The following is a 25,532-nucleotide window of genomic DNA, read 5'->3' as shown; positions in this document are numbered from 1 at the left end:
GCTATTGGGTCTTTGCGCCGGCTTGAAACCACGCACCGATCAACGCGCGTTCATCGTCGGTCATGCCGGTGGAATTGGCCATCGGCATGATTTTCGACACCACCACTTGCTGGTACACGGCCTGGGCGTGCACCGCTATCTGCTCAGCGGAATCCAGGCGCACGTTCTTCATCTGCACTTGCTCCCCGTGGCAAAGCAGGCAGCGCTGGTCGAACACCTGGCGCACTTTTGCAAACGCCACCTCGGCGGGCGCGACCACCGCCGCCGACGCCGCCACGGGCGCGGGCCGCATCCACACAATGGTCAAGCCCAGCACCGCCACGCCCAGCAGCACATACGGCAGCGGATTGCGTGCGTTGCCCAGCTTGAAACGATGGCGCACCACGAAGAACTGGCGTATCGCCGCGCCGCCCAGCATGATCAGCAGCAGCACGATCCAGTTGTAGTGATGGGTATAGGTGAAGCTGTAGTGGTTGCTCATCATGGTGAACACCACCGGCAGCGTGAAGTAGGTGTTGTGCACGCTGCGCTGTTTGCCGCGCTGGCCATGGACCGGGTCGACCGGCTTGCCCGCCCGCATCGCCGCCACGTTCTTGCGCTGGCCGGGGATGATCCAGAAGAACACGTTGCCGCTCATGGTGGTGGCCATCATCGCGCCAACCAGCAGGAACGCGGCGCGGCCCGCGAACCAATGGCAGGCCAGCCAGGACGCCAGGGCGATAAACACTGCAACCAGCACGCCTACGATGGTGTCGCCATGCTTGCCCCGGCCGAACACGCGACAGATGCCGTCGTAGACAATCCAGAACACGACGAAGAACGCCAGCGCCACCGCCACGGCCGTGCCGGGCTGCCAGTCCATTTTTGAGCGGTCAATCAGGTAGGTACTGGCGTTCCACAGGTACGACACGGTGAACAGCGCAAAGCCGGTCAGCCAGGTGCTGTAGCTTTCCCAGAATGACCAGTGCAGATGTTCGGGCAGCTTCTTGGGCTGCACCGCGTACTTCTGCATGTTGTAGAACCCGCCGCCATGAACCGCCCATTGCTCGCCGCCCACGCCCTTGTCGAGCGACTCGGCGTCTTGCGGCTTTTCCAGGCTGTTGTCCAGCATCACAAAGTAGAACGAAGTGCCGATCCACGCGATGCCGGTAATGATGTGGGCCCAACGCAGCAACAGGTTGACCCAATCCAGGTAGTAGCTTTCCATACACGCCCCCGCAGTGGGCGGGCCTTGATAGGCTCCGCCGCACTGCCTACCACCGCGGGCGCTGTAAGCAGAAGATAGATCGCGCACAAGGCCTGGTTGATAAGCCCCGCACCGCTGCGATCAAGATCCGCGAAATTGTATGCAGGTTTTGTTTACAACGCTATGGAAGGCGGGCCATCCTGGCATCAGGAATACCCTGATGCCAGGCATCGGGCGATCACGACCCACGATAGGTGGAATAGCTCCAGGGGCTGACCAGCAGCGGAACGTGATAGTGCTGATCAGCATGCGCCACGCCAAAATCCAGGCTGACCAGATTCAGGAAATTGGGCTCGGGCAAGGCCACGCCCCGGGCCTTGAAGTAGCCGGCCACATCGAACACCAGCCGGTAGGTGCCCGCCGTCAGCTCGGCATCGTTGAACAGGGGCTTGGCGCTGCGGCCGTCGTGGTTCAAGGTGAACAGGCTGAGCAGCGTGGCCACCGCGCCTTCGGTGGAAGGCTGGGTGGAATACAGCGCAACCGCCATGCCCTCGGCCGGGCACCCGTGCATGGTGTCGAGTACGTGCGTGGTCAATCCCATGGTGTCTCCTGTGGGTCGGGCGTTGCGCCCGGTGATCTTATGGTTATCCTTAATGATGTACATAAATTGTATACAGCTATTTGCTTTCCAGCTATTGTTTAGCCCATCATGAAACCGTTCGCCCACCCGCGCCCTGCCGCGCTCATCGGCTTTGTGCCCCACGGCTCTGTGCCCCACGGCTCTGTGCCCCACCGCTCTGTGCCCATTCCTTCATGAACACCTACGATTCCACGCTTCCGTATCCCCGCGACCTCGTCGGCTATGGCCGCAACCCACCCCACGCGCAATGGCCCGGGCGCGCGCGTATCGCCGTGCAGTTCGTGCTGAATTACGAAGAAGGCGGCGAAAACAGCGTGCTGCATGGCGACCCTGGTTCCGAACAATTCCTGTCGGAAATGTTCAACCCGGCCAGCTACCCCGACCGGCACCTCAGCATGGAAGGCATCTATGAATACGGGTCGCGCACCGGCGTATGGCGCATCCTGCGCGAATTCGAAAAACGCCAACTGCCGCTGACCGTATTCGGCGTGGGCATGGCCTTGCAGCGCCATCCCGAACTGACGGCGGCATTCACCGAACTGGGCCACGAAATTGCCTGCCATGGCTGGCGATGGGTGCACTACCAGAACGTGGACGAAGCCACCGAGCGCGAACACATGCGTTTAGGCATGGACGCCATCACGCAACTGACCGGCACGCGGCCGCTGGGTTGGTACACCGGGCGCGACAGCCCCCGCACGCGCCGCCTGGTGGCGGACTACGGCGGTTTTGAATACGACAGCGACTACTACGGCGACGACCTGCCCTTCTGGATGCAGGTACAAAAAAGCGACGGCGCCGTCGTCCCGCAATTGATCGTGCCCTACACGCTGGACTGCAACGACATGCGCTTCGCCCTGCCCCAGGGCTATTCACACGCCGACCCGTTCTTCCAGTACCTGAAGGACAGTTTCGACGTGCTCTACGCCGAAGGCGACGAAGCGCCCAAGATGCTCAGCATCGGCATGCATTGCCGGCTGCTGGGGCGCCCGGGCCGCATCACGGCGTTGCAGCGGTTTCTGGACCACATCGCCAGTCATGACCACGTCTGGGTGTGCCGCCGCCTGGACATCGCCCGGCACTGGAAAGCCACCCATCCCTACCTACCCAACCGTTGAGCGCGACAACCATGCCCCATACGCTGGAACAACTCAATGCCGCCACGCCCGAGGCGGCGCTGGCCATTCTTGATGGCCTGTACGAACATTCGCCGTGGATCGCGCGGCAAGCGTTGGCGGCGCGTCCTTTCCGGTCCTTGGCGCATTTGCAGGACCAGATGCGGCAGGTGCTGGACCAGGCCGATATCGAAGCGCAGTTGGCATTGATCCGCGCGCACCCGGAACTGGCCGGCCGCGCCATGCTGCAAAACAGCCTGACCGCGGAGTCCACCAACGAACAGGATCAAGCGGGGCTCACGCATTGCTCGCCCGACGAACTGGCGCGCTTGCAGCAACTGAACACCGACTACCACGCGCGCTTCGGCTTTCCGTTCATCCTGGCCGTACGCGGCGCGCGCGGCACGGGTCTGAACCGCCAGCAGATCATCGATGAATTCTCGCGCCGGCTCGACAACCCGCCCGACGTTGAACGCCAGGAAGCGCTGCGTAACATCCACCGCATTGTCGAGATCCGCCTGGCGGATAAATTCGACGTGGACCTGAGCCTGGGTAACGACATCTGGGACTGGCAGGAACGCCTCAGCATCCATAGCGACCCCGGCTACGCCGAAAAGGGCCAGCTTACCGTCACCTATCTGACCGAGGCGCACCGCGCCTGCGCGCAACGCATTTCGCACTGGATGCGCGATTGCGGCTTCGACGAAGTGGAAATCGATGCGGTGGGCAACGTGGTGGGCCGCTACCGCGCCGACCACGCCGACGCCCCCACGCTGATGACCGGCAGCCATTACGACACCGTGCGCAATGGCGGCAAATACGATGGCCGCCTGGGCATCTTCGTGCCCATGGCCTGCGTGCGCGAACTCCACCGCCAGGGCCGCCGCCTGCCCTACCACCTGGAAGTCATCGGCTTTGCCGAAGAAGAAGGCCAGCGCTACCGCGCAACCTTCCTGGGGTCCGGCGCGCTGATCGGCCACTTCAAACCCGAATGGCTGGACCAGCAAGACGCCCAGGGCGTCACCATGCGCGACGCCATGCTGCATGCGGGCCTGTGCATTGACGACATCCCCAAGCTGCGCCGCGACCCGTCGCGCTATCTGGGCTTTGTCGAAGTCCACATCGAACAAGGGCCGGTGCTGTACGAAATGGGCCTGCCGCTGGGCATCGTCACGTCCATCAACGGCAGCGTGCGCTACCAGGCGCAGATCTTCGGCATGGCCTGCCATGCGGGCACCACGCCCATGAACCGGCGCCGCGATGCAGCCACCGCCACGGCCGAACTGGCCCTGTATGTGGAACAGCGCGCGGCGCGTGACGGCGATTCGGTCGGCACCATCGGCATGCTGGAAGTGCCCAGCGGGTCCATCAACGTGGTGCCGGGCGAATGCCGCTTCAGCCTGGACTTGCGCGCCCCCAGCGATCCACAGCGCGACGCGCTGGTGAACGACGTGCTGGCCGAACTTGACGCCATCTGCCAACGCCGCGGCCTGCGCTATGCGCTTGAAGAAACCATGCGCGCCGCCGCCGCGCCCAGCGACCCCGCGTGGCAACAGCGCTGGGAACGCGCCGTCGATGCGCTGGGCGTGCCGGTGCATCGCATGCCCAGCGGCGCCGGGCACGACGCCATGAAGCTGCATGAAGTCATGCCCCAGGCCATGCTTTTCGTGCGCGGCCAGAACCACGGCATCAGCCACAACCCCCGCGAATCCACCACCCGAGACGACATCCAACTGGCCGCGCAAGCCATGCAAGGCCTGCTGGACGATCTTGCCAACGACATCAAACGCTAAACCGCCATGACTGACTACGCCCGACTAGACGCCTGGGTCGACGCCCACTTTGACGAGCAGGTGCGCTTCCTGCAATCGCTGGTGCGCGTACCCACCGACACGCCGCCCGGCAACAACGCCCCGCACGCGGTCCACACCGCCGAATTGCTCAAGGAAATGGGCCTTGAAGCCGAAGCGCACGCCGTCCCCACGCAACAGGTGCGGGACTACGGCATGGAATCCATCACCAACCTGATCGTGCGGCGCGAGTACGGCCCCGGCAGGCGCGTGGCGCTGAACGCCCACGGCGACGTGGTGCCCCCCGGCGACGGCTGGCAGCACGACCCCTATGGCGCTGACATTGAAGACGGCAGCCTGTACGGCCGCGCCGCCGCCGTCAGCAAAAGCGACTTCGCCAGCTTCACCTACGCCGTGCGCGCATTGGAAGCCGTGGCCAAGCCCAGCCATGGCGCCGTTGAACTGCACTTTACGTATGACGAAGAATTCGGCGGCTTGTTGGGCCCCGGCTGGCTGCTGTCGCAAGGCCTGACCAAGCCCGACCTGATGATCGCCGCCGGGTTCAGCTATGAAGTGGTCACCGCGCACAACGGCTGCCTGCAAATGGACGTGACGGTGCACGGCAAGATGGCGCATGCCGCCATTCCGTCAACCGGCGTGGACGCGCTGCAAGGCGCGGTCAAAATCCTGAATGCGCTGTACGCACAAAACGCGCGCTACCAGGACATTAGGTCGGACGTGCCCGGCATCAGCCATCCCTACCTGAATGTCGGACGCATTGAAGGCGGCACCAACACGAACGTGGTGCCCGGCAAGGTCAGCTTCAAGCTGGACCGGCGCATGATCCCCGAAGAAAATGCCGTTGAAGTGGAAGCGGACATCCGCCGGATCATCCAGGAAGCGGCGGCCGCCACGCCAGGCATCACCATCGACATCAAACGCCTGTTGCTGGCCAATTCGATGCGCCCGCTGCCGGGTAATCAGCCCCTGGTGGACGCCATCCAGAAGCATGGGGAAGCGCTGTTTGGCGAACCCATACCCGCAATGGGCACGCCGCTTTATACCGACGTGCGCCTGTACGGCGAGGCCGGCATTCCCGGCGTGATCTACGGCGCCGGCCCGCGCACCGTGCTGGAATCACACGCCAAGCGCAACGACGAACGCGTCGTGCTGGAAGACTTGCGCCGAGCCACCAAGGTCATCGCGCGCACCTTGTCAGACCTGCTTCAGCCGGTCTGAGTTACGGCAAGACATGACGCCGCCCATGCGCGGCGTCATGTTCCATCACTGCTGTACATCCCGAACTTTCCTACATAACGTAACTAATAATGTCTATTTGATTCGGGTTTTCCTCTATTTCGAGAACCCCGCCTGGCTGTATACATTCCTCGTACACAAGAACTGCTTTTCAGGATTTTCCCGACCGACATTTCACTCCGCCAGGAGACTTTCCCATGCAGGCTGCATCGCCCGCGCCGTCCAGCGCGTCTCAAGACCTCCACCCCGTTGACCAGCGTCTGCCCTCGGGCAAACTGGCGGCGTTGGGCCTGCAACACGTGTTGGTGATGTATGCCGGCGCGGTGGCCGTACCGTTGATCGTCGGCCGCGCCTTGAACCTGACGCCCGACGAAGTCGCCATGCTGATCTCGGCGGACCTGTTCTGTTGCGGCCTGGTGACCTTGATCCAGACCTTGGGCGCCACGCAGTGGTTCGGCATCAAACTGCCCGTCATGATGGGCGTCACGTTCGCTGCGGTAGCCCCCATGGTGGCGATGGCCAACGCCAACCCCGGCCCAGGCGGCGCACAACTGCTATTCGGGACCATCATCGGGGCGGGCATCATCTCCATCCTGGTTGCCCCGATGATCAGCCGCATGCTGCGCTACTTTCCGCCCGTGGTAACGGGCACCATCATCACGGTCATCGGCATCACCTTGATGCGGGTCGGCATCAACTGGGTGTTCGGCAACCCGTCCGGCCCCACCGCGCCCGTCATCGTGGACCCCATCTACGCAAAGTGGCTGGCCGACGTTACCTCGCCGGGCAGCGCCATCCCGCCCGTGCCGCAAGGCTTCGCCATCATGCCGTCGATGCCCAACCCGCGTTATGCCGACCTGACCGGCTTCGGCATCGCCGTGCTGGTGCTGGCGTCCATCCTGCTGATCGTCAAATTCACGCGCGGCTTCATTGCCAACATCTCGGTGCTGCTAGGCATCGTGATCGGCGCCATCGTGGCCTCGGCCACCGGCATCATGACGTTCGAGAAAATCGGCCAGGCCGACTGGTTCGACATCGTCCTGCCCTTCCATTTCGGCATGCCAAGGTTCGACCCCATGTTGATCCTGAGCATGGCACTGATCATGGTGGTGGTGATGATCGAATCCGCCGGCATGTTCCTGGCGCTGGGCGAAATGACCGAGCGCGAGATCAGCCAGGAGAACATGGCGCGCGGGCTGCGCACGGACGGCCTGGGCACGCTCATCGGCGGCATCTTCAACACATTCCCGTACACCAGCTTTTCGCAGAACGTCGGCTTGGTGGCGGTGACCGGCGTGAAAAGCCGCTTCGTATGCGTGGCGGGTGGCATCATCCTGCTGGTGCTGGGCCTGCTGCCCAAGATGGCGGCGCTGGTGGAATCACTGCCCACCGTGGTGCTGGGCGGCGCCGGCATCGTCATGTTCGGCATGGTTACCGCCACCGGCATCCGCATCCTGTCGGGCGTGGACTTCAAGGGCAACCGCCACAATTCCATGATCGTGGCGGTGTCGATCGGCATCGGCATGGTGCCGCTGATCGCGCCCAATTTCAAACAGTGGATGCCGCACTCGCTGCACACGTTGATTGAGTCCGGCATTCTGCTGGCGTCGCTATCGGCCGTGCTGCTGAACCTGTTCCTCAATGGCGCCACGCACGACCAACGCGCCATCATCACCGCTGCGCTACAGGCCGAAGAACACTGATCGGGTTGTTGACCGTCGCGGCCGGTCCCTGTTGGGGCCGGCCGGCCCTTTATGCCAGCCGCATCACCCGGCGCCAGAACATGACCGCCACCAAGACAAAGACGGCCAGGCCCAGATAAGACGCCGTCGCCGAGAAATCCTCGCCCGCGATCGCCAAGGGCGCATCAGTACCGGCCGCGCCGATGATGCCCGCCATCAACACACCCACCAGGCTCTCGCCCACGATCAGGCCCGAGGCAATCAGCACGCCGCGCCGGTTCGGCGCATCGGCGAATTGCTCATACGGGGTTCCGGCGGCGACCGCACGGCGGCGCAAGGCCCGCTCCAGCAACCAAGCCAGCACCGCGCCCGCGACAATCGGCGCCGCCACGGTCGGCGGCAGATAGATACCGATGCCCACCGCCAACACCGGAATGCGCGCCACGCGGCAGGTACGCTTGAGAATTTCGTCCACCACGATCAGCGCAACCCCCACGGCCATGCCGATCAGGATCATCGTCCAATTCAATTGGTGCGTGAAAATGCCGCGCGTAATCGCCAGCATCAGCGTGGCCTGCGGCGCTGACAGCGCTTGCGTGGGGTCCATGCCTTCGCGTGGCATCGCATCCGCGAAACCGTAGGCGTTGTAGAGCAAGTCCAGCACGGGTGAAATCACCGCCGCGCCAACCACGCAGCCTATCAGCAGCGCCACCTGCTGGCGCCACGGCGTTGCCCCGACCAACCAGCCCGTCTTCAGGTCCTGCAGGTTGTCGTTGGAAATGGACGCCACCGCCACCACCGCTGAGGTGCTGAAGATGGACAGCGCAATCGCCATCTGCACGCCGTTCTGCGCCTGGAGCAATTCGCCGCCCAGGGCCAGCATCAACAGCGACACCAGCACGATGGCCACGATGCCCACGCCCGAAATCGGACTGGTCGATGACCCCACCAGGCCTGCCATGTAGCCGCAGGCCGCGGCCACCAGGAAGCCGAACACAAAGGCAAACAGCACGGCGTAGGCCACCAGTTTCCAGACGGCGCCGGCCGACACGGGCGCGCCCGACAGGAACACCTGGAAGGTGATGACCAAGACCGCCACCAGCACCAGCGTCACGATCGAAATCCAGCCCGCCGACAAGTCGCGTTCCGTACGCGGCGCCTGGCCCGCGCGCGCCGCGCCCGCCTTGGTCAACGCCGAAAACGAGGCCTTGACGCCGCGTGCCATGGGCACGAACAAGGTCGCCAGCGTCCAGATTGCACCCACGCCGATCACGCCCGCGCCAATGAAGCGCACTTGCGACGACCACAGGCCGGTGGCGTACTGGGCCAGGGATTGCCCGGCCGGCATGTCGCCCATCGCGGTCAGCACGGGTACGGCAATGCCCCAGGAAATGATCAGCCCGGTCAGCATCGCCAGGCCCGCCACGATGCCGATCAGGTAGCCCGCGCCCAGCAGCGCCAGCGAAAAGCCCATGGGCAGCCGGAACACCGCGCCGCCCAGCGCGAACCAGCCGCTGACACTGTCGCCCAGCACCCGCAAGCCGTTGGCCGCAAAGCTGACCACCGCGGCCACCACGCCACCCGCGACGATATCGCCCATGCCGGTCGCGGCGGGCTTGCTGGATGTCTTGTCCGCTGCGTTGCCCTCGGCCGCGTCTTGCGCCCGTTCAGCGCTACCCACGCGCAGGATCTCGGCCGCCGCCACGCCTTCCGGGTACGGCAGCTTGCTCTGCACCACCATCACGTGGCGCAGTGGAATGGTGAACATCACGCCCAGCATGCCGCCGGCCGCGCAAATGCCCAGCGTCTGCCAGAACGGGAAGCCCTGCCAATGGCCCATCATGACCAGCGCCGGCAGGATAAAGATGATGGCCGACAGGGTGCCGGCCGCCGAGGCCTGCGTCTGCACCATATTGTTTTCAAGGATGTTGGCGTCCTTGAACATGCGCAGCACCGACATCGAGATGACCGCCGCCGGTATGGCGGACGAAAACGTCAGGCCCACCTTCAGCCCCAGGAAGACGTTCGAGGCCGTGAAGATCACGGTAATCAGGGCGCCCAGCAAAATGCCCCGGAACGTCAGTTCCGGTAGCGTGACGTTTGCCGGGACGCTGACGGGTTGAGTCATTGAAGTCTCCCGTTGTGAATGCGAATAAACCGCACATTCTAGCGCTTCGGCGTCCACCCAGTGGTCACCACGAGTAAGCGCCGCCAGGCCGCAGAAGCTGCCGGCAAGGGGAACATCGGCAAAAGATTATGCTGAAATTCCCGGCATCTCCCTATGAATTTGATGACTCATGCCACCCACACAGGTCTAGCATCGAGCGATAACAGGAGACAACACCCATGCGCGACGCGAGCCACCCCGCCCCCGGCCATCACACCGGGTCTGACGCCGATCCCACGGAAACCGCCGAATGGCGCGACGCCTTGCAGTCGCTGCTTGAGGCCGACGGAGCAGACCGCGCGGGCTATGTGCTGGATAGCGTGCTGGGGCATGCCGCGTCGCTGGGGTTGCGCGCCAACAGCCAGACGCGCACCGCCTACCTGAATACAATTCCCGCCAGCCAAGAGCCGCCTTTTCCGGGCAATCTGGCCGTGGAAGAACGCATCGCCCGCATCAACCGCTGGAACGCCCTGGCCATGGTGGTGCGCGCCAACCAGGCGCACGGCGAACTGGGCGGCCACATCGCCAGCTATGCCTCCGCCGCCGACCTGTTTGAAGTGGGCTTCAACCACTTCTTCCGCGCGCAATCGGCCGATGGCCCGGGTGACCTGGTCTACATGCAGCCGCACTCCGCGCCCGGCGTCTACGCCCGCGCCTTTCTTGAAGGTTTCCTGGGCGAGGACGACCTGGCGCATTTCCGCCAGGAAATCACCGCTACTACGCGCGGCCTGCGCGGGCTGTCGTCCTACCCCCACCCTTGGTTGATGCCCGATTTCTGGCAGTTCCCGACGGGGTCCATGGGCATCGGCCCCATCAATGCGATCTATCAGGCGCGCTTCATGCGCTACCTGGAGCACCGTTCGCTTGCGCCCGCCAGCGACCGCAAGGTCTGGGGCATTTTTGGCGACGGCGAAATGGACGAGCCGGAATCCATCGCGGCCCTGACGCTGGCCGCGCGTGAGAAGCTCGACAACCTGGTGTTCGTCGTCAACTGCAACCTGCAACGGCTGGACGGCCCGGTGCGCGGCAACGGCCGCATCATCGACGAGCTGGAAACGCTGTACGCGGGCGCCGGCTGGAACGTGATCAAGCTGGTATGGGGTAGCGACTGGGACGCCCTGCTTGCCCGCGACGCCAACGGTGCGCTGGCCCGCGCCTTCTCCAACACGGTCGACGGCCAGTTCCAGACTTTCGCCGCCAACGACGGCGCGTTCAATCGCGCGCATTTTTTCAATCAGCACCCCGAGCTGGCCGCGCTGGTGGCGGACTGGACCGACGAGGCCATCGACCGCCTGCACCGCGGCGGCCACGACATGGTGAAGATCCATGCGGCCTACCATCGCGCGGCCAAGCACAGCGGCCAGCCCACCGTGATCCTGGCGCAAACGAAGAAGGGTTTCGGCATGGGCGCGGCGGGCCAGGGCAAGATGACGACGCATCAGCAAAAGAAGCTGGACGACGAGGCCTTGCTGGCCTTTCGCGACCGCTTCGCCCTGCCGATCTCTGACGCCGACTGTCTGGCACTGAAGTTCTACCGACCCGCCGAAGACAGCGCCGAACTGCGCCACCTGCAGGCGCGCCGCGCCGCGCTGGGCGGCCACATTCCCCGCCGCCGCACCGAAGCACCGCGCCTGACGCCGCCTTCCGCTGAACACTGGGCGCGCTTCGCGCTGGCCGCCAGTGGCAAGGAAATGTCGTCGACCATGGCCATCGTGCGCATGCTTACCGCGCTGCTCAAGGATGGCACCGTGGGCCCGCGCATTGTGCCCATCGTGGCCGACGAGGCCCGCACCTTCGGCATGGCCAACCTGTTCCGCCAGATCGGCATCTATTCGGCGCAAGGCCAGTTGTATGAGCCCGAGGACATCGGCTCGGTGCTGTACTACCGCGAAGCGCGCGACGGCCAGATCCTGGAAGAAGGCATTACCGAAGCCGGGGCGATTTCGTCGTGGACGGCGGCCGGCACCAGCTATTCGGTCAATGGCCTGCCGATGCTGCCGTTCTATATCTATTACTCGATGTTCGGCTTCCAACGCATCGGCGATCTGATCTGGGCCGCGGCCGACCAGCGCACCCGTGGCTTTCTGATCGGCGCCACCTCCGGGCGCACGACGTTGGGCGGCGAAGGGCTGCAACACCAGGACGGCTCCAGCCACATCATGGCCGCCGCCGTGCCGAACTGCCGCGCTTACGATCCCGCCTACGCCTACGAGGTTGCCGTGATCGTCGAACACGGCATGCGCCGCATGCTGGACGAGCAGCATGATGAGTTCTTCTACCTGACCGTCACCAACGAAAACCTGGCGCAGCCGGACATGCCCGCCGACGACGGCGTCAGCGAGGGCATCCTGCGCGGCATGTACCGCCTGCGCGCCGCGCGCAAGCAGGCAGACGTTCGCTTGCTGGGCGCGGGCCCCATGCTGCGCGAGGCCGAAATGGCCGCCGAGCGGCTGCGCGAGCAATACGGCGTGGACGCCGAGGTCTGGAGCGTCACCAGCTTTTCCGAACTAGCCCGCGACGGCCGCGAAGCCGAACGCGCCCGCGTGCTGGGCCTGGACACGGCCAGCGGCGCGGACTGGGTCCGCACCTGCCTGGGCGACAGCCAGGCGCCCGTCATCGCCGCCACCGATTATGTGCGCGCCGTGCCCGAACAGATCCGCGCCTGGGTTCCGGCGCCGTATCGCACCTTGGGCACCGACGGCTTTGGCCGCAGCGACACCCGCGCGCAACTGCGCGACTTCTTCGAAGTCGGCGCCGACTGGATCACGCTCTACGCGCTGGACAGCCTGGGCCGGCAAGCAGACGCCGACAAGCTGCGCGACAAGCTGAACACCCGCACCCGTAAAACCGCACCGTGGAACTCGTAGGATGGGTGTAGCGCGAAAGACCGGTGACAAGAACCCCACCAACGATCGCGCGAAACCCATCAAGCAACGGCGGAATCCTTAAATAGAGCAGCCACAACACGCGCTGCTTTCTTGCCTATCGCGTCTGTTGTTCAGCCGCTGCTTGATGGGTTTGCGCGGTCGGCACCGGTTTCTTGTCCCGGCCATCGCGCGCTACACCCATCCTACGATCCGACGGGAGCTGGCGGGGAACCCGTCGCCACTTAAACATAATCCGACCCGTTCTTGATCAAACGCGCCTGATCGCTGCACTGCAACAACCAAGCGCCCGCGCTTTCTGGTGAAATACGGGTGTTCCCTAAGCATTTCGCAAAGAAACCGGCGGGCCGCGAGCCCGCCGTTTGTCATTCGTTTTTCATCCCGTTTTCTTTCTCAGTTAGTGCCTCAGAGGCCCCGATCCCATGGACGAAACTCTTACCAAATTGGCGTTGGACTATCACGCCTATCCCACCCCCGGCAAAATCTCGGTCGTCCCGACCAAGACCTTGGCCAACCAGGACGACCTGTCGCTGGCCTATTCCCCCGGCGTGGCGGCAGCTTGCATGGCCATCTTCGACCAGGGCGATGACGCCGCGTCCAAGTACACCTCGCGCGGCAACCTGGTGGGCGTGATCACCAACGGCACCGCCGTCCTGGGCCTGGGCAACATCGGTCCGCTGGCCGCCAAGCCGGTCATGGAAGGCAAGGGCTGCCTGTTCAAGAAGTTTGCCGGCATCGACGTGTTCGACATCGAACTGGCCGAAAACGACCCCGACAAGCTGGTCGACATCATCGCGGCGCTGGAGCCCACGCTGGGCGGCGTCAACCTGGAAGACATCAAGGCGCCCGAATGCTTCTACATTGAAAAGAAGCTGCGCGAGCGCATGAAGATTCCCGTCTTCCATGACGACCAGCACGGCACCGCCATCATTTCGTCGGCCGCCATCCTGAACGGCCTGAAGGTCGTGAACAAGGACATCGGCTCGGTCAAGCTGGCGTGCTCGGGCGCCGGTGCTGCCGCCATCGCCTGCCTGGACCTGCTGGTTCACCTGGGCGTCAAGCGCGAGAACATCTTTGTCGTGGATTCGCGTGGCGTCATCTGGGATGGCCGCGATGAAAACATGGAAGCCAACAAGAAGCGCTACGCACAAAAGACCGACGCGCGCACGCTGGCCGACGTGGTCAACGGCGCCGACGTGTTCCTGGGCTGCTCGACCTCTGGCGTGCTGACGGGCGACATGGTCAAGACCATGGCCGACCGCCCGCTGATCCTGGCGCTGGCCAACCCCGAACCGGAAATCCGCCCCGAAGTGGCCAAGGCCGCCCGCCCGGATTGCATCATCGCCACCGGCCGTTCGGACTACCCGAACCAGGTCAACAACGTGCTGTGCTTCCCCTTCATCTTCCGCGGCGCCATGGATGCCGGCGCTTCGCGCATCACGGAAGAAATGAAGCTGGCTTGCGTGAAGGCCATCGCCGAACTGGCGCAAGCCGAGCAGAACGATGAAGTGGCCCGCGCCTACGCTGGCCAGGAACTGTCGTTCGGCCCCGACTACATCATCCCCAAGCCCTTCGACCCGCGCCTGATTTTCCAGATTGCGCCGGCCGTGGCCCAAGCCGCCGCCGATTCCGGCGTGGCTGCCCGCCCCATCGAAGACATCGAAGCCTATCGCCAGAAGCTGATGGGCTTTGTGTACCACTCCGGCCAACTGATGCGTCCGCTGTTCGCCCAGGCCAAGAAGGCGCCCAAGCGCGTCATCTATGCCGACGGCGAAGACGAACGCGTGCTGCGCGCCGTGCAGACCGTGGTTGACGAAAAGCTGGCCCGCCCGATCCTGATCGGCCGTCCGTCGGTCATCGAGATGCGCATCACCAAGGCCGGCCTGCGCCTGGTGGCCGGTGAGCATTTCGAAATCGTGGACCCGGAAGACGACGAGCGCTTCAACGAAACCTGGACCGCGTACTACCAGTTGAAAGGCCGCGAAGGCGTCACGCCGGCCATCGCCAAGGCGATGATCCGCAAGCACAACACGCTGATCGGCGCGATGCTGCTGCGTCGCGGCGATGCCGACGCGCTGCTGTGCGGCGTGGCCAGCAAGTACGACAACCAGCTCAAGTATGTCGACGAAATCATCGGCAAGAAGGAAGGCCAGACCTACGCCGCCCTGAACGTGCTGATGCTGCCTGACCAGACGCTGTTCGTCACCGACACCCACGTCAACGAAAATCCGACGTCGGAAGAAGTGGCCAACATCACCATCCAGGCCGCCGACGAAATGCTGCGCTTTGGCGTGGTGCCCAAGATTGCCCTGCTGTCGCATTCGAACTTCGGCAGCCGCGTCACGGAATCGTCGATGAAGATGGCCGCCGCCAGCAAGCTGGTGCAGGAACGCGCGCCCGACCTGGAAGTGGACGGCGAAATGCACGCCGACGCCGCCTTGTCGGAAAAGATCCGTGTGCTGGCCTACCCGGACAGCACGCTCAAGGGTCGCGCCAACCTGCTGGTCATGCCGAACCTGGACACCGGCAACATCACGTACAACATGCTGAAGATGACGGGCAGCAATGGCGTCGCGATGGGTCCCATCCTGCTGGGCGCCGCGCGCCCCGTGCACATCCTGACGACCAGCGCCACCGTGCGCCGCATCATCAACATGACGGCCCTGGCCGTGGTGGATGCACAGCAGGAAGCCGCCGACGCCGCCAAGAAGCGCCGTTGATCACGCGCGGGTCTTGATGCCAAAGGCGCCCTTCGGGGCGCCTTTTTTCATGGCACATTTTTTACCGCCGAAGCCGCATTTTCATGCCGCCTGATCGACGCCGCGCCTCGGGCCGATGGTAAAACCATGCTTGACCTATTTCCTGGAGACGACATGTTGGCCGATGCCCTATATGCCTGGTTTCACTACCTGGCGATCTTCGTATTGGTGGTGGTGCTGACCGCCGAAGCCGTGCTGCTGCGCCCCGACCTGAGCGCCAGTGGCGTAAAGCGCCTGGTGATCTACGATCGCCTGTATGGCGTCAGCGCCGTGCTGGTGCTGATCACCGGGCTGCTGCGGCTGACGCAGGGCGTGAAGGGCGCCGCCTTCTACATGAGCAGCCCGTGGTTTCACGCCAAGATCACGCTGTTTGTCATCATTGCACTCTGTTCGATCCCGCCCACATTGGCCATCTTCCGCTGGGCAAAGCAGGCGCGCCAACAAGCGGACTTCGTGCCCACCTTGCCCGAGATCAAGCGCGTGCGCCGCTGGGTGATGATCGAAGCGCACCTGTTCATTTTCCTGCCGCTGTTCGCGGTGCTGATGGCGCGCCACATCAGCGTGTAAGGGAGGGGCAACGCGCCCGTGCGGGAGCGGCCGGCGCGTTGCCTTCCACGACGAAGGTCGCGAATTCAAAAACGCCAACCTGGTCGTTTTTCACGATGTCGAGAAACGTTCCATCCAGTGCCTGCATGACCGACATGCCTTCGGGCACATCGGCATGGCCTTCACGTCTGGCCACTTGCCCCACCCTGGGGCTGAACACCAGCACGCCGGGAAAGGATTCGCGCCGCCCATCGATGACGCGGCGGATGGACTTGACCCGCGTACCCGCTGCATAGTCAAAGCCACCCCGCCGCACGCGGCAGGCAAGCTCGGCGTCGCTGACCCGCAGCAAGCGCCGCTCGGCATCCAGGTATATCCGGGGCTCGCTCAACATCAGCCCGAACACCTGCACCGCCACGGGATCCTTAACGTCGATGCGCCAGCGGTCCGGGTCGGTCGAGCCGTCCACGTACACCGTGCCGTTTGATCCGTACAGCACCGAGCCCGAGTGGATCGCCAGGCCTTCAATCTGGTTGCCACTACCCAGCCGGCACTGGCTCAAGGCCTTCATCGCGCCGTCGGACTCGGTATCGAACTCGATGTCATGCGTGCTGTCGCAGCGCCAACCCAGCACCGTCTGGTCGCCCTGGCCGGTCAGGATGACGCTACGCGGATACCGCTGAATCAGCGCGTAGCTGTCTTTCTCGTACTCAGCATTCAGATAGCGGCGAACCCGCATCGCCTGCACGCCGAAGACGGGCGTAGGCGCCGGAAATTCGGCTTCGACGTAGGTTTCCCACTGCCCTTCGTCTTGCAGCTTCAAGCGCGTGCCGGCGGGCATGGCCACGCCACCCACGGTAGTTGCTTGTTCCAGCGTCACGTTGCGCGCCGCCTCGGCCCGCTCGATCTCGCGCTCGATTTGCTGGACCATGAAGTGGACCCACACGAAGAAAGCAAAGGGCACCGCCAGCACCATGAACAGCACGGCCGACGTCTTCCAGTATTTGCGGACCGTACGGCGATGGCCGGCACTGATCGCCAGCAACAGGGCCCAAACGCCGAGCACGACGCCGGCAAGCAAGCCAAACCAAAGCAGCAGGTAGAAACTGGCCGGAGGAAGCGAGAAAGGAATCATGGCCAGCATGATATCCGCATATCCGCCGCCCCATCGCCCCCTTGCGCAGGCAACAAAAAACCGCCCGAAGGCGGTTTCTTGTCATTCACTTGCCGAAAGGAAAAGCGGATTAACGCTTGTCCATCGGGGGCACGTCGCGGGTCACCGAACCCGTGAAGAGCTGGCGCGGACGGCCGATCTTGTAGTCGGGATCCGACAGCATTTCGTTCCACTGGGCAATCCAGCCCACCGTGCGGGCCAGCGCGAAGATGGCCGTGAACAGCGAGGTCGGGATGCCGATGGCGCGCTGGACGATACCCGAGTAGAAGTCCACGTTCGGGTACAGCTTGCGCTGGACGAAGTACGGATCCGACAGGGCGATGCGTTCCAGTTCCATGGCCAGCTTGAACAGCGGGTCGTTTTCCAGGCCCAGGGCCGAGAGCACTTCCTTGCAGGTTTCCTGCATCAGCTTGGCGCGCGGGTCGTAGTTCTTGTAGACGCGGTGGCCAAAGCCCATCAGGCGCACGCCCGAGTTCTTGTCCTTGACCTTCTCCATGAACTCACCGACCTTGTCGATGCCGCCGTTGGCTTGCAGCTCTTCCAGCATTTGCAGGCAAGCTTCGTTGGCGCCGCCGTGAGCCGGGCCCCACAGGCAAGCCACGCCGGCCGAGATGGCGGCAAACGGGTTGGTGCCCGACGAACCGCACAGGCGCACGGTGGACGTCGACGCGTTTTGCTCGTGGTCGGCGTGCAGGATGAAGATGCGGTCCAGCGCGCGTTCAACAACTTCGTTGACCTTGTAGTCTTCGCAGGGCGTGGCGAACATCATGCGCAGGAAGTTGCCCGTGTAGGACAGGTCGTTCTGCGGATAGATGAACGGTTGGCCTTGCGAGTACTTGTACGCCATCGCAACCAGCGTCGGCATCTTGGCGATCAGGCGGATGGCCGAGATGTGGCGATGCTGCGGGTTCGTGATGTCGGTGGAGTCGTGGTAGAACGCGGACAGCGCGCCAACCAGACCCGTCAGCACGGCCATCGGGTGCGCGTCGCGGCGGAAGCCGCGCAGGAAGAAATGCAGTTGCTCGTTGACCATCGTGTGATGGGTCACTTGCGAATCAAAGTCGGCCTTCTGTTCCTCGTTCGGCAGATCGCCGTTCAGGATCAGGTAGCAGATGTCCATGAAGTCGCAGTTGACGGCCAACTGCTCGATGGGGAAGCCGCGGTACAGCAGTTCGCCCTTGTCGCCGTCGATGTACGTGATGCCCGATTCGCACGCCGCGGTGGACATGAAGCCGGGGTCAAACGTAAACATGCCCGTCTGGCCATACAGCTTGCGGATGTCGATCACATCCGGACCGACCGTGCCCTTGTAGACAGGGAACTCAATGGGTGCGCTGCCATCCGAGAAGGATAGAGTGGCTTTTTTGTCAGACAGGTTCATGTTTATTCCTCTCACATTAATCAGAGTGCGCGCATCTGGCCAATAATGCCCCGAAGCCTGGGGGTGTCCAGGTCGCCTTCGAGTTCCTTGCGGGCCAGCAGCAGGTCGAGAAGATCGTTGTCTCCCATCTCGAAAAGCTGGGTCAATGCGGCCACATCATCATCGGTAAGTTCGGCCTCGTAAGCGTCAAGATACCGAGTGATGATCAAGTCGTTTTCGAGCAGGCCGCGGCGCGCCCGCCAACGCAGACGCGCCCGCTCCAGTTCAGTTAGCCTGCTCATCGTTACACCATAAAAACAAAAGTCTTCACACTAAAAACTAGACCGTGCGGCGGACCATCAGTTCCTTGATCTTGCCGATTGCCTTGGTCGGGTTCAGCCCCTTGGGACAGACGTCGACGCAGTTCATGATGGTGTGGCAACGGAACAAGCGGTACGGATCTTCCAGGTTGTCCAGACGCTCGCCGGTGGCTTCGTCGCGGCTGTCCGCGATGAAACGATAGGCTTGCAGCAGGCCGGCCGGGCCGACGAACTTGTCCGGGTTCCACCAGAAAGACGGGCAGGAAGTGGAACAGCACGCGCACAGGATGCACTCGTACAGGCCATCCAGTTCTTCGCGTGCCTCGGGCGACTGCAGGCGCTCTTTTTCGGGCGGCGGCGCGTCGTTGATGAGGTACGGACGAATCGAGTGGTACTGGTTGAAGAAGTGCGTCATGTCCACGATCAGGTCACGGATGACGGGCAGGCCCGGCAGCGGACGCAGAACGATGGGTTGCTTCAATTCGCGCAGGTTCGTCGTGCAGGCCAGGCCGTTCTTGCCGTTGATGTTCATGGCGTCCGAACCGCACACGCCTTCACGGCACGAGCGGCGCAGGGCCAGGCTGTCATCGACGTCGTTCTTGATGCGCACCAGCGCATCAAGCAGCATCTTGTCGGTGGGCTGAAGCTCAACGTCCAGCTTCTGCATGTAGGGGCGCTCGTCCTTGTCCGGATCGTAGCGGTAGATTTCGAACTTGACGATTCTCTTGGTGCTCATAATGGGCTCTATCCGGACTTAGAAGGTACGCGCCTTGGGCGGGAAGGACTCAACGGTGAGCGGCTTCATCTGCACAGGCTTGTAATCCAGGCGGCTGCCTTCGGAATACCACAGCGTGTGCTTGAGCCAGTTCTCGTCGTCGCGCGTCGGGTGGTCGTCCAGCGCGTGAGCGCCACGGCTTTCCGTACGGGCAGCGGCCGACTTGATCGTGGCGCGGGCCACTTCGGTCATGTTGGCCAGTTCCAGCGCTTCGACGCGCGCGGTGTTGAACACCTTGGACTTGTCCTTGAAGTAGATGTTGTCGGCGGTCTTGGCCAGATCTTCGATCTGCGTCACGCCTTCGTTCAGCAGTTCCAGCGTGCGGAACACGCCGCAGTGGCGCTGCATCGAGAAGCGGATGGCGTTGCCGATGTCTTGCGTCTTTTCGCCCGAGGTGCGCGATTCCAGCTTGTTCACGCGGTCCAGCGAGAATTCCACGGCTTGCTTCGGCAGTTCCTGGTGCGCGCGCTGGCGCTCCGGATGCGAATTCACGATGTGGTTGCCGGTGGCGCGACCGAAGACGATCAGGTCCAGCAGCGAGTTCGTGCCCAGGCGGTTCGCGCCGTGCACGGACACCGCGGCGCATTCGCCGATGGCGTACAGGCCGTTGACGACCTTGTTCTCGCCGTTCTCGCGCGACAGCACCTGGCCGTGGTAGTTGGCCGGAATGCCGCCCATCTGGTAGTGAATGGTCGGGACGACGGGGATCGGTTCCTTGATCGGGTCGACGTTGCCGAACTTGATGGCGATTTCGCGGATCGAGGGCAGACGCTTGTTGATGACGTCGGCGCCCAGGTGATCCAGCTTCAGCACAACGTAGCTGCCGTCCGGACCGCAACCGCGGCCTTCCTTGATTTCCTGGTCCATCGAGCGGGACACGAAGTCGCGCGGGGCCAGGTCCTTCAGCGTGGGCGCATAGCGCTCCATGAAGCGTTCGCCATCCTTGTTCAAGAGGATGCCGCCTTCGCCACGCACGCCTTCGGTGATCAGCACGCCCGCGCCGGCCACGCCGGTGGGGTGGAATTGCCAGAATTCCATGTCTTGCAGCGGGATGCCGGCGCGCGCCGCCATGCCCAGGCCGTCACCGGTGTTGATGAAGGCGTTGGTGGAAGCGGCCCAGATACGGCCGGCGCCGCCGGTGGCCAACACCGTGGTCTTGGCTTCCAGGATGTAGATTTCGCCCGTTTCCATTTCCAGGGCGGTCACGCCGACGACGTCGCCGGCTTCGTTGCGCAGCAGGTCCAGCGCCATCCATTCGACGAAGAACTGGGTGCGCGCGGCAACGTTGCGCTGGTAGAGGGTGTGCAACAGCGCATGGCCGGTGCGGTCGGCGGCAGCACAGGCGCGCTGCACCGGCTTTTCACCGAAGTTGGCGGTGTGGCCGCCGAACGGACGCTGGTAGATCGTGCCGTCGGGGTTGCGGTCGAACGGCATGCCGAAGTGCTCGAGCTCGTACACGGCGTTCGGCGCTTCACGGCACATGAATTCGATGGCGTCCTGGTCGCCCAGCCAATCCGACCCCTTGACGGTGTCGTACATGTGCCAGTACCAGTTGTCTTCGCTCATGTTGCCCAGCGAGGCGCTCACGCCGCCTTGAGCGGCAACGGTGTGCGAACGCGTGGGGAACACTTTGGACAGCACTGCAACGGACAGGCCCGCTTGGGACAGTTGCAGCGAACAACGCATGCCGGCTCCACCGGCGCCAACGACCACCACATCAAACTGGCGGCGCGGCAAGGATTTCATGACAGAGACCACGGCTTAAATGCTCCAGAGGATTTGCGCGAAGTAAACGACCGTACCGATCAGCCAGAGGATCGTCAGCACTTGCAACAGCAGGCGCAGGCCCACCGGCTTGACGTAGTCCATCCAGATGTCGCGCACGCCAATCCAGGCATGCCAGGCCAACGCAATGAATGCAAGGGAGGCCAGGATCTGGCCAACCGGAATGAAGCCCACGTAGAAATTGAACAGCTTGACCCAGTGTTCATACGTGAAGGCAGGCATCATCAAGATGCCAACAAGCAGCACCAGCGTATACACGGCCATGATGACGGCGGTGATGCGCTGAATGATGAAATCCATGACGCCATAGTGCGCGCCGACGACAAGGCGCTTGGGTCCGTAGTTTTTAGCGGCGGCCATTTACAGCACTCCGAACAGTTTGAGACCGAACACCAGCGTCAGCGCCAGGCTGACACCGAAGACCACGCCGGCGCTTTTCTTGGCCGACAGCTTGTCGATACCGATGTGCAAGTCGAGCAGCAGGTAGCGGATGCCGGCACAGAAGTGATGCAGGTAGCCCCAGACGAGGACCAGGAAGACAAGCTTGACGATCGGGTTGGCCGCGATGGAGGCGATCCAGGCGAACGTTTGCGGAGCGGCCACGCTTGCTGCGAACAGCGGCACGATGACCAAGGGCAAACAGAGGAACAGCAAAATGCCGCTGATGCGGTGCAGGATGGACAGCTTGCCGGCCAGGGGCAGGCGATAGGAGAACGCAACTTGGGCAAGCCCAATATTGCGAAACTGCGGACGTGGCTTGGCAGCGGTGTCGGACATGACGGCCTCGGTGTTTCTGAACTAGGGAATCGTGACGGCGAAAGTGCCGTGGCCCTTTCGGGCAAACACGCTATTTTCGCCCAGAGATTGGGTTGGTATCAAATCGTAGTTAAAAAGCTCATCAATTCAGACTATTGCGGTAGTGATATCGATCGGTCAAGTACAAACCCCGGCGGATTTCCATGGGGCGGTCACCATAGGTGTAAGACACCCGATCTACCTGCAACAACGGCGTGCCGGCGGGAACATTAAGCAGCGGACAGACTTCAGCCGGCGCGATCACCGCGCGCAGCTTCTCGTCCGCGCGCACCATGCTGACGCCGAACTCGGATTCGAACAGACCATAGAGCGGCGCCTTGTTGGCGGTCAGCAGCTCGAGGGTGAGTCCACGGAAAATGGAACCAGGTAGCCAGATGTCGTCCACCACGGTGGGTGTCTGCCCCATGGACAGCAGGCGGCGGATCATTACGACGGTTTCGCCGGCCCGAAGGTCCAGGGCGCGCGCGATCTCCGCGGGCGCGCGCAGGCGCCGGCATTCCAGGATGCGGCTTTCCGCGCGGCCGGCCTCGCCTTCTTCATCGGCGGCCAGGCGCAGAAAACGGTAGCGCACGCGGGCTTCGTGGTGGGTGGCGACAAAAGTGCCCTTGCCTTGGCGGCGCAGCAGCATGTGCTCGGCAGCCAACTCATCGACCGCCTTGCGCACCGTGCCCTGGCTGACCTGAAAACGGGCAGCCAGATCGATTTCGCTGGGGATGAGTTCACCGGGCTTCCATTCGCCGCGCTCAAGGCTTTGGACAAGCAGATCCTTGATCTGGCGATAGAGCGGACTGAAAGCGGCCCCCTCGCCCGTTGAACGGGCGGCGCGTGTGCGTAAGGAGGTTTCGGGCCGAGGCTCTGCCATGGATCTTCTTGAAAGTGTCATGTTCATCCGGATGATGGGAGGGCAGCGCAAACAAGATGCAAACGGGATGCAAACCCACATCCAAAATGCGCTGTCAGGGGGCACAACAGACCGGGCTGCAACGCATTCGAATAAACGCTCTATTGTGGCATATCGGGCCAGACGCTGTCCAACGTCTTATGTCTTATATAAGATAGAAGAGCGTTTGACGCCCCCTGGAAATCGTTCTAGGATTCACGGCTGTCAGGGCCCCGCGCCGGCTTGCTTCCGCGCGCTGTTTTTGATGCCCCAACGATTACACTGATTGGTGAGATTTTTTCTCGCCAAACCATTACGGAGAACGTCCATGTCCAAGCCTGCCTTGCGTGTCGCCGTCACCGGCGCCGCCGGCCAAATCGGTTACGCACTGCTATTCCGCATCGCCTCCGGCGAAATGCTGGGTAAAGATCAACCCGTCATCCTGCAACTGCTGGAAATCCCCGACGAGAAAGCGCAAAAGGCCCTGAAGGGCGTCATCATGGAATTGGATGACTGCGCCTTCCCGCTCCTGCAGGAAGTGACCGCTCACAGCGATCCCCGCACTGCCTTCAAGGACGCCGACGTGGCCCTGCTGGTTGGCGCCCGTCCGCGCGGCCCCGGCATGGAGCGCAAGGACCTGCTGTCCGTCAACGCCCAGATCTTCACGGCGCAAGGCAAGGCCCTGAACGACGTGGCCAGCCGCAACGTCAAGGTGCTGGTCGTGGGCAACCCCGCCAATACCAACGCCTACATCGCCATGAAGTCGGCGCCGGACCTGCCGGCAAAGAACTTCACCGCCATGCTGCGACTGGACCACAACCGCGCCCTGTCGCAGTTGTCGGCCAAGTCGGGCAAGCCGGTTGCCGACATCGAAAACCTGATCGTCTGGGGCAACCACTCGCCCACGATGTACCCGGATTTCCGCTTCGCCACCGTCGGCGGCGAGTCGCTCACCAAGCTCATCAACGATGACGCCTGGAACCGCGACACGTTCATCCCCACCGTGGGCAAGCGCGGCGCCGCCATCATCGAAGCCCGTGGCCTGTCCTCGGCCGCTTCGGCCGCCAACGCCGCCATCGACCACGTCCGTGACTGGGTCCTGGGCAGCAACGGCAAGTGGGTCACGATGGGTGTTCCGTCGGACGGCTCCTACGGCATCCCGGAAGGCATCATCTACGGCGTGCCGGTCACGACCGAGAACGGCGAATACAAGCGTGTTGAAGGCCTGGAAATCGATGCCTTCTCGCGCGAGCGCCTGGACTTCACGCTGAAAGAGCTGCTGGAAGAGCGCGACGGCGTCAAGGACCTGCTGAAGTAAGCAGCGCTTGAATCAGAATTGGGCCCGTTGATGCGGGCCCAATTCTTCTGTGTAGCGATCATGCCGAAACATACACCTGTCTCTTGGCCCGGCCGCGCCGGGATTGTCGCGTAGGGGACAGATTTATATTCCGGACCCGCGATAAGGTCGTGGGCTAGCCATAAGAACGGAGACCTCCATGTCCAGACCCGAATCGCCCGGCGCCCTCTTCCGCCGCGCCCTTGCCGAAGAAAGCCCGCTGCAAATCATCGGCGCCATCAACGCCAACCATGCCCTGCTGGCCAAGCGGGCCGGCTACCGCGCCATCTACCTGTCGGGCGGCGGCGTTGCGGCCGGTTCGCTGGGTCTGCCCGATCTGGGCATCAACACCATGGACGACGTCTTGACCGACGTGCGCCGCATCACCGACGTGTGCGACGTGCCGCTGGTGGTGGACATCGATACCGGCTTCGGCCCGTCGGCGTTCAACATCGCCCGCACCGTCAAGAGCCTGATCAAGTTCGGCGCAGCCGCCTGCCACATCGAAGACCAGGTCGGCGCCAAGCGCTGCGGCCATCGTCCGGGCAAGGAAATCGTCACCACCGAAGAAATGGCCGACCGCGTCAAGGCCGCGGCCGACGCGCGCACCGACAGCGACTTCTACCTGATCGCCCGTACCGACGCCATTGCGTCCCACGGCGTGGACGCCGCGATCGAACGCGCGCTGGCCTGCGTGGAAGCCGGCGCCGACGCCATCTTCGCCGAAGCCGCCTACGACCTGCCCACTTATGACCGTTTTGTCAAAGCCGTGAAGGTGCCAGTGCTGGCCAACATCACCGAGTTCGGCAAGACGCCGCTATTTACGGTCGAAGAGCTCAAGAGCGTAGGCGTGGGCATGGTGCTGTACCCGCTGTCCGCCTTCCGCGCCATGAACAAGGCCGCCGAAGCCGTCTACACCGCCATCCGCCGCGACGGCCACCAGAAAAACGTGGTGGACCTGATGCAGACGCGCGACGAACTGTACGACCGCATCGGCTATCACGAATTTGAATCCAAACTGGATGCACTCTTCCAGAAGGGCAAAGCGTAAAGCGCTGC

At 63.3% G+C, this 25,532-nt stretch carries 20 protein-coding genes; 9 read left to right on the top strand and 11 right to left on the bottom strand.

The features are described from left to right. Position 1: 1 nt before the first annotated feature. Together P8T11_RS27130 and uraH are read right to left on the bottom strand one after the other, a co-directional pair. A complete protein-coding gene (locus P8T11_RS27130; RefSeq protein WP_268079194.1) occupies positions 2-1,207 on the bottom strand; it encodes a urate hydroxylase PuuD in 1,206 nt (401 codons plus the stop codon). A 217-nt stretch (positions 1,208-1,424) separates the two neighbouring features. Next, positions 1,425-1,787, bottom strand: a complete 363-nt coding sequence (gene uraH, locus P8T11_RS27125; RefSeq protein ID WP_268079195.1) for a hydroxyisourate hydrolase — start codon at positions 1,785-1,787, stop codon at positions 1,425-1,427. A 212-nt stretch (positions 1,788-1,999) separates the two neighbouring features. On the opposite strand from uraH, the gene puuE reads away from it, so the two are divergent. From puuE to P8T11_RS27105, 4 genes are all read left to right on the top strand, one after another. Next, entirely contained in the window at positions 2,000-2,944 is a 945-nt protein-coding gene (gene puuE, locus P8T11_RS27120; RefSeq protein ID WP_268079196.1) for an allantoinase PuuE, read from the top strand. Between the two features lie 11 nt (positions 2,945-2,955). Beyond that, the gene (gene uraD, locus P8T11_RS27115) at positions 2,956-4,734 is read left to right on the top strand and encodes a 2-oxo-4-hydroxy-4-carboxy-5-ureidoimidazoline decarboxylase (RefSeq protein WP_268079197.1); all 1,779 of its coding nucleotides are present in this window, start codon (positions 2,956-2,958) and stop codon (positions 4,732-4,734) included. 6 nt (positions 4,735-4,740) lie between these two features. Next, a complete protein-coding gene (locus P8T11_RS27110) occupies positions 4,741-5,970 on the top strand; it encodes a M20 family metallopeptidase (RefSeq protein WP_268079198.1) in 1,230 nt (409 codons plus the stop codon). 215 nt (positions 5,971-6,185) lie between these two features. Continuing rightward, complete coding sequence (locus tag P8T11_RS27105; RefSeq protein ID WP_268079199.1) at positions 6,186-7,691, top strand: nucleobase:cation symporter-2 family protein; 1,506 nt, start codon at positions 6,186-6,188, stop codon at positions 7,689-7,691. A 49-nt stretch (positions 7,692-7,740) separates the two neighbouring features. Here the strand turns inward: P8T11_RS27105 and P8T11_RS27100 are convergent, their stop codons facing one another. Further along, positions 7,741-9,798: an OPT family oligopeptide transporter gene (locus tag P8T11_RS27100; protein ID WP_268079200.1), complete on the bottom strand. Its 2,058-nt coding sequence runs from the start codon at positions 9,796-9,798 to the stop codon at positions 7,741-7,743. Between the two features lie 218 nt (positions 9,799-10,016). Between P8T11_RS27100 and mdeB the strand changes: the two genes are divergently transcribed. From mdeB to P8T11_RS27085, 3 genes are all read left to right on the top strand, one after another. Further along, complete coding sequence (gene mdeB, locus P8T11_RS27095; RefSeq protein WP_268079201.1) at positions 10,017-12,704, top strand: alpha-ketoglutarate dehydrogenase; 2,688 nt, start codon at positions 10,017-10,019, stop codon at positions 12,702-12,704. Between the two features lie 440 nt (positions 12,705-13,144). Next, complete coding sequence (locus P8T11_RS27090; protein ID WP_268079202.1) at positions 13,145-15,442, top strand: NADP-dependent malic enzyme; 2,298 nt, start codon at positions 13,145-13,147, stop codon at positions 15,440-15,442. Positions 15,443-15,595: 153 nt separating this feature from the next. Continuing rightward, on the top strand, positions 15,596-16,048 hold the full coding sequence (locus tag P8T11_RS27085; RefSeq protein WP_268079203.1) for a DUF2214 family protein: 453 nt from the start codon (positions 15,596-15,598) through the stop codon (positions 16,046-16,048). Here P8T11_RS27085 and P8T11_RS27080 read toward each other — a convergent pair. The 8 genes from P8T11_RS27080 to P8T11_RS27045 form a co-directional block, all read right to left on the bottom strand. Continuing rightward, the gene (locus P8T11_RS27080; RefSeq protein WP_268079204.1) at positions 16,038-17,171 is read right to left on the bottom strand and encodes a hypothetical protein; all 1,134 of its coding nucleotides are present in this window, start codon (positions 17,169-17,171) and stop codon (positions 16,038-16,040) included. The two genes, P8T11_RS27085 and P8T11_RS27080, sit on opposite strands and share 11 nt — an antisense overlap. Before the next feature lie 100 nt (positions 17,172-17,271). Then, a complete protein-coding gene (gltA, locus tag P8T11_RS27075) occupies positions 17,272-18,582 on the bottom strand; it encodes a citrate synthase (protein WP_268079205.1) in 1,311 nt (436 codons plus the stop codon). Between the two features lie 20 nt (positions 18,583-18,602). Next, the gene (locus P8T11_RS27070; protein WP_006218128.1) at positions 18,603-18,863 is read right to left on the bottom strand and encodes a succinate dehydrogenase assembly factor 2; all 261 of its coding nucleotides are present in this window, start codon (positions 18,861-18,863) and stop codon (positions 18,603-18,605) included. Positions 18,864-18,900: 37 nt separating this feature from the next. Continuing rightward, on the bottom strand, positions 18,901-19,617 hold the full coding sequence (locus P8T11_RS27065) for a succinate dehydrogenase iron-sulfur subunit (protein ID WP_268079206.1): 717 nt from the start codon (positions 19,615-19,617) through the stop codon (positions 18,901-18,903). A gap of 18 nt (positions 19,618-19,635) precedes the next feature. After that, positions 19,636-21,414, bottom strand: coding sequence for a succinate dehydrogenase flavoprotein subunit (sdhA, locus tag P8T11_RS27060; RefSeq protein ID WP_268079207.1), 1,779 nt, complete (start codon positions 21,412-21,414; stop codon positions 19,636-19,638). A gap of 3 nt (positions 21,415-21,417) precedes the next feature. Continuing rightward, positions 21,418-21,801, bottom strand: a complete 384-nt coding sequence (gene sdhD / locus P8T11_RS27055; RefSeq protein WP_100857262.1) for a succinate dehydrogenase, hydrophobic membrane anchor protein — start codon at positions 21,799-21,801, stop codon at positions 21,418-21,420. Next, positions 21,802-22,218 carry a succinate dehydrogenase, cytochrome b556 subunit gene (gene sdhC / locus P8T11_RS27050; protein WP_100857263.1) on the bottom strand — a complete coding sequence of 139 codons (417 nt, stop codon included), beginning with the start codon at positions 22,216-22,218 and terminating at the stop codon, positions 21,802-21,804. It abuts the gene before it with no gap. A gap of 121 nt (positions 22,219-22,339) precedes the next feature. Next, on the bottom strand, positions 22,340-23,119 hold the full coding sequence (locus tag P8T11_RS27045; protein WP_050449837.1) for a GntR family transcriptional regulator: 780 nt from the start codon (positions 23,117-23,119) through the stop codon (positions 22,340-22,342). A gap of 346 nt (positions 23,120-23,465) precedes the next feature. Between P8T11_RS27045 and P8T11_RS27040 the strand changes: the two genes are divergently transcribed. Further along, entirely contained in the window at positions 23,466-24,455 is a 990-nt protein-coding gene (locus tag P8T11_RS27040; RefSeq protein WP_006218122.1) for a malate dehydrogenase, read from the top strand. Between the two features lie 178 nt (positions 24,456-24,633). Beyond that, on the top strand, positions 24,634-25,524 hold the full coding sequence (gene prpB, locus P8T11_RS27035; protein ID WP_259251834.1) for a methylisocitrate lyase: 891 nt from the start codon (positions 24,634-24,636) through the stop codon (positions 25,522-25,524). The last annotated feature ends 8 nt before the right edge of the window (positions 25,525-25,532 follow it).

The organism is Achromobacter spanius, from assembly GCF_029637605.1.
Taxonomy (GTDB): Bacteria; Pseudomonadota; Gammaproteobacteria; order Burkholderiales; family Burkholderiaceae_B; genus Achromobacter; species Achromobacter spanius_E.
This window is presented reverse-complemented; position numbering and strand designations above follow the sequence as displayed.

Bases quoted from the DNA above. Each gene is read 5' to 3' on its own strand.
- sdhC (WP_100857263.1), bottom strand. From the start codon at position 22,218: ATGTCCGACACCGCTGCCAAGCCACGTCCGCAGTTTCGCAATATTGGG.
- P8T11_RS27090 (WP_268079202.1), top strand. From the start codon at position 13,145: ATGGACGAAACTCTTACCAAATTGGCGTTGGACTATCACGCCTATCCC.
- P8T11_RS27080 (WP_268079204.1), bottom strand. From the start codon at position 17,171: ATGCTGGCCATGATTCCTTTCTCGCTTCCTCCGGCCAGTTTCTACCTG.
- puuE (WP_268079196.1), top strand. From the start codon at position 2,000: ATGAACACCTACGATTCCACGCTTCCGTATCCCCGCGACCTCGTCGGC.
- mdeB (WP_268079201.1), top strand. From the start codon at position 10,017: ATGCGCGACGCGAGCCACCCCGCCCCCGGCCATCACACCGGGTCTGAC.
- P8T11_RS27065 (WP_268079206.1), bottom strand. From the start codon at position 19,617: ATGAGCACCAAGAGAATCGTCAAGTTCGAAATCTACCGCTACGATCCG.
- sdhD (WP_100857262.1), bottom strand. From the start codon at position 21,801: ATGGCCGCCGCTAAAAACTACGGACCCAAGCGCCTTGTCGTCGGCGCG.
- uraH (WP_268079195.1), bottom strand. From the start codon at position 1,787: ATGGGATTGACCACGCACGTACTCGACACCATGCACGGGTGCCCGGCC.
- P8T11_RS27070 (WP_006218128.1), bottom strand. From the start codon at position 18,863: ATGAGCAGGCTAACTGAACTGGAGCGGGCGCGTCTGCGTTGGCGGGCG.
- gltA (WP_268079205.1), bottom strand. From the start codon at position 18,582: ATGAACCTGTCTGACAAAAAAGCCACTCTATCCTTCTCGGATGGCAGC.
- P8T11_RS27100 (WP_268079200.1), bottom strand. From the start codon at position 9,798: ATGACTCAACCCGTCAGCGTCCCGGCAAACGTCACGCTACCGGAACTG.
- P8T11_RS27040 (WP_006218122.1), top strand. From the start codon at position 23,466: ATGTCCAAGCCTGCCTTGCGTGTCGCCGTCACCGGCGCCGCCGGCCAA.
- P8T11_RS27105 (WP_268079199.1), top strand. From the start codon at position 6,186: ATGCAGGCTGCATCGCCCGCGCCGTCCAGCGCGTCTCAAGACCTCCAC.
- prpB (WP_259251834.1), top strand. From the start codon at position 24,634: ATGTCCAGACCCGAATCGCCCGGCGCCCTCTTCCGCCGCGCCCTTGCC.
- P8T11_RS27130 (WP_268079194.1), bottom strand. From the start codon at position 1,207: ATGGAAAGCTACTACCTGGATTGGGTCAACCTGTTGCTGCGTTGGGCC.
- P8T11_RS27045 (WP_050449837.1), bottom strand. From the start codon at position 23,119: ATGGCAGAGCCTCGGCCCGAAACCTCCTTACGCACACGCGCCGCCCGT.
- P8T11_RS27110 (WP_268079198.1), top strand. From the start codon at position 4,741: ATGACTGACTACGCCCGACTAGACGCCTGGGTCGACGCCCACTTTGAC.
- uraD (WP_268079197.1), top strand. From the start codon at position 2,956: ATGCCCCATACGCTGGAACAACTCAATGCCGCCACGCCCGAGGCGGCG.
- P8T11_RS27085 (WP_268079203.1), top strand. From the start codon at position 15,596: ATGTTGGCCGATGCCCTATATGCCTGGTTTCACTACCTGGCGATCTTC.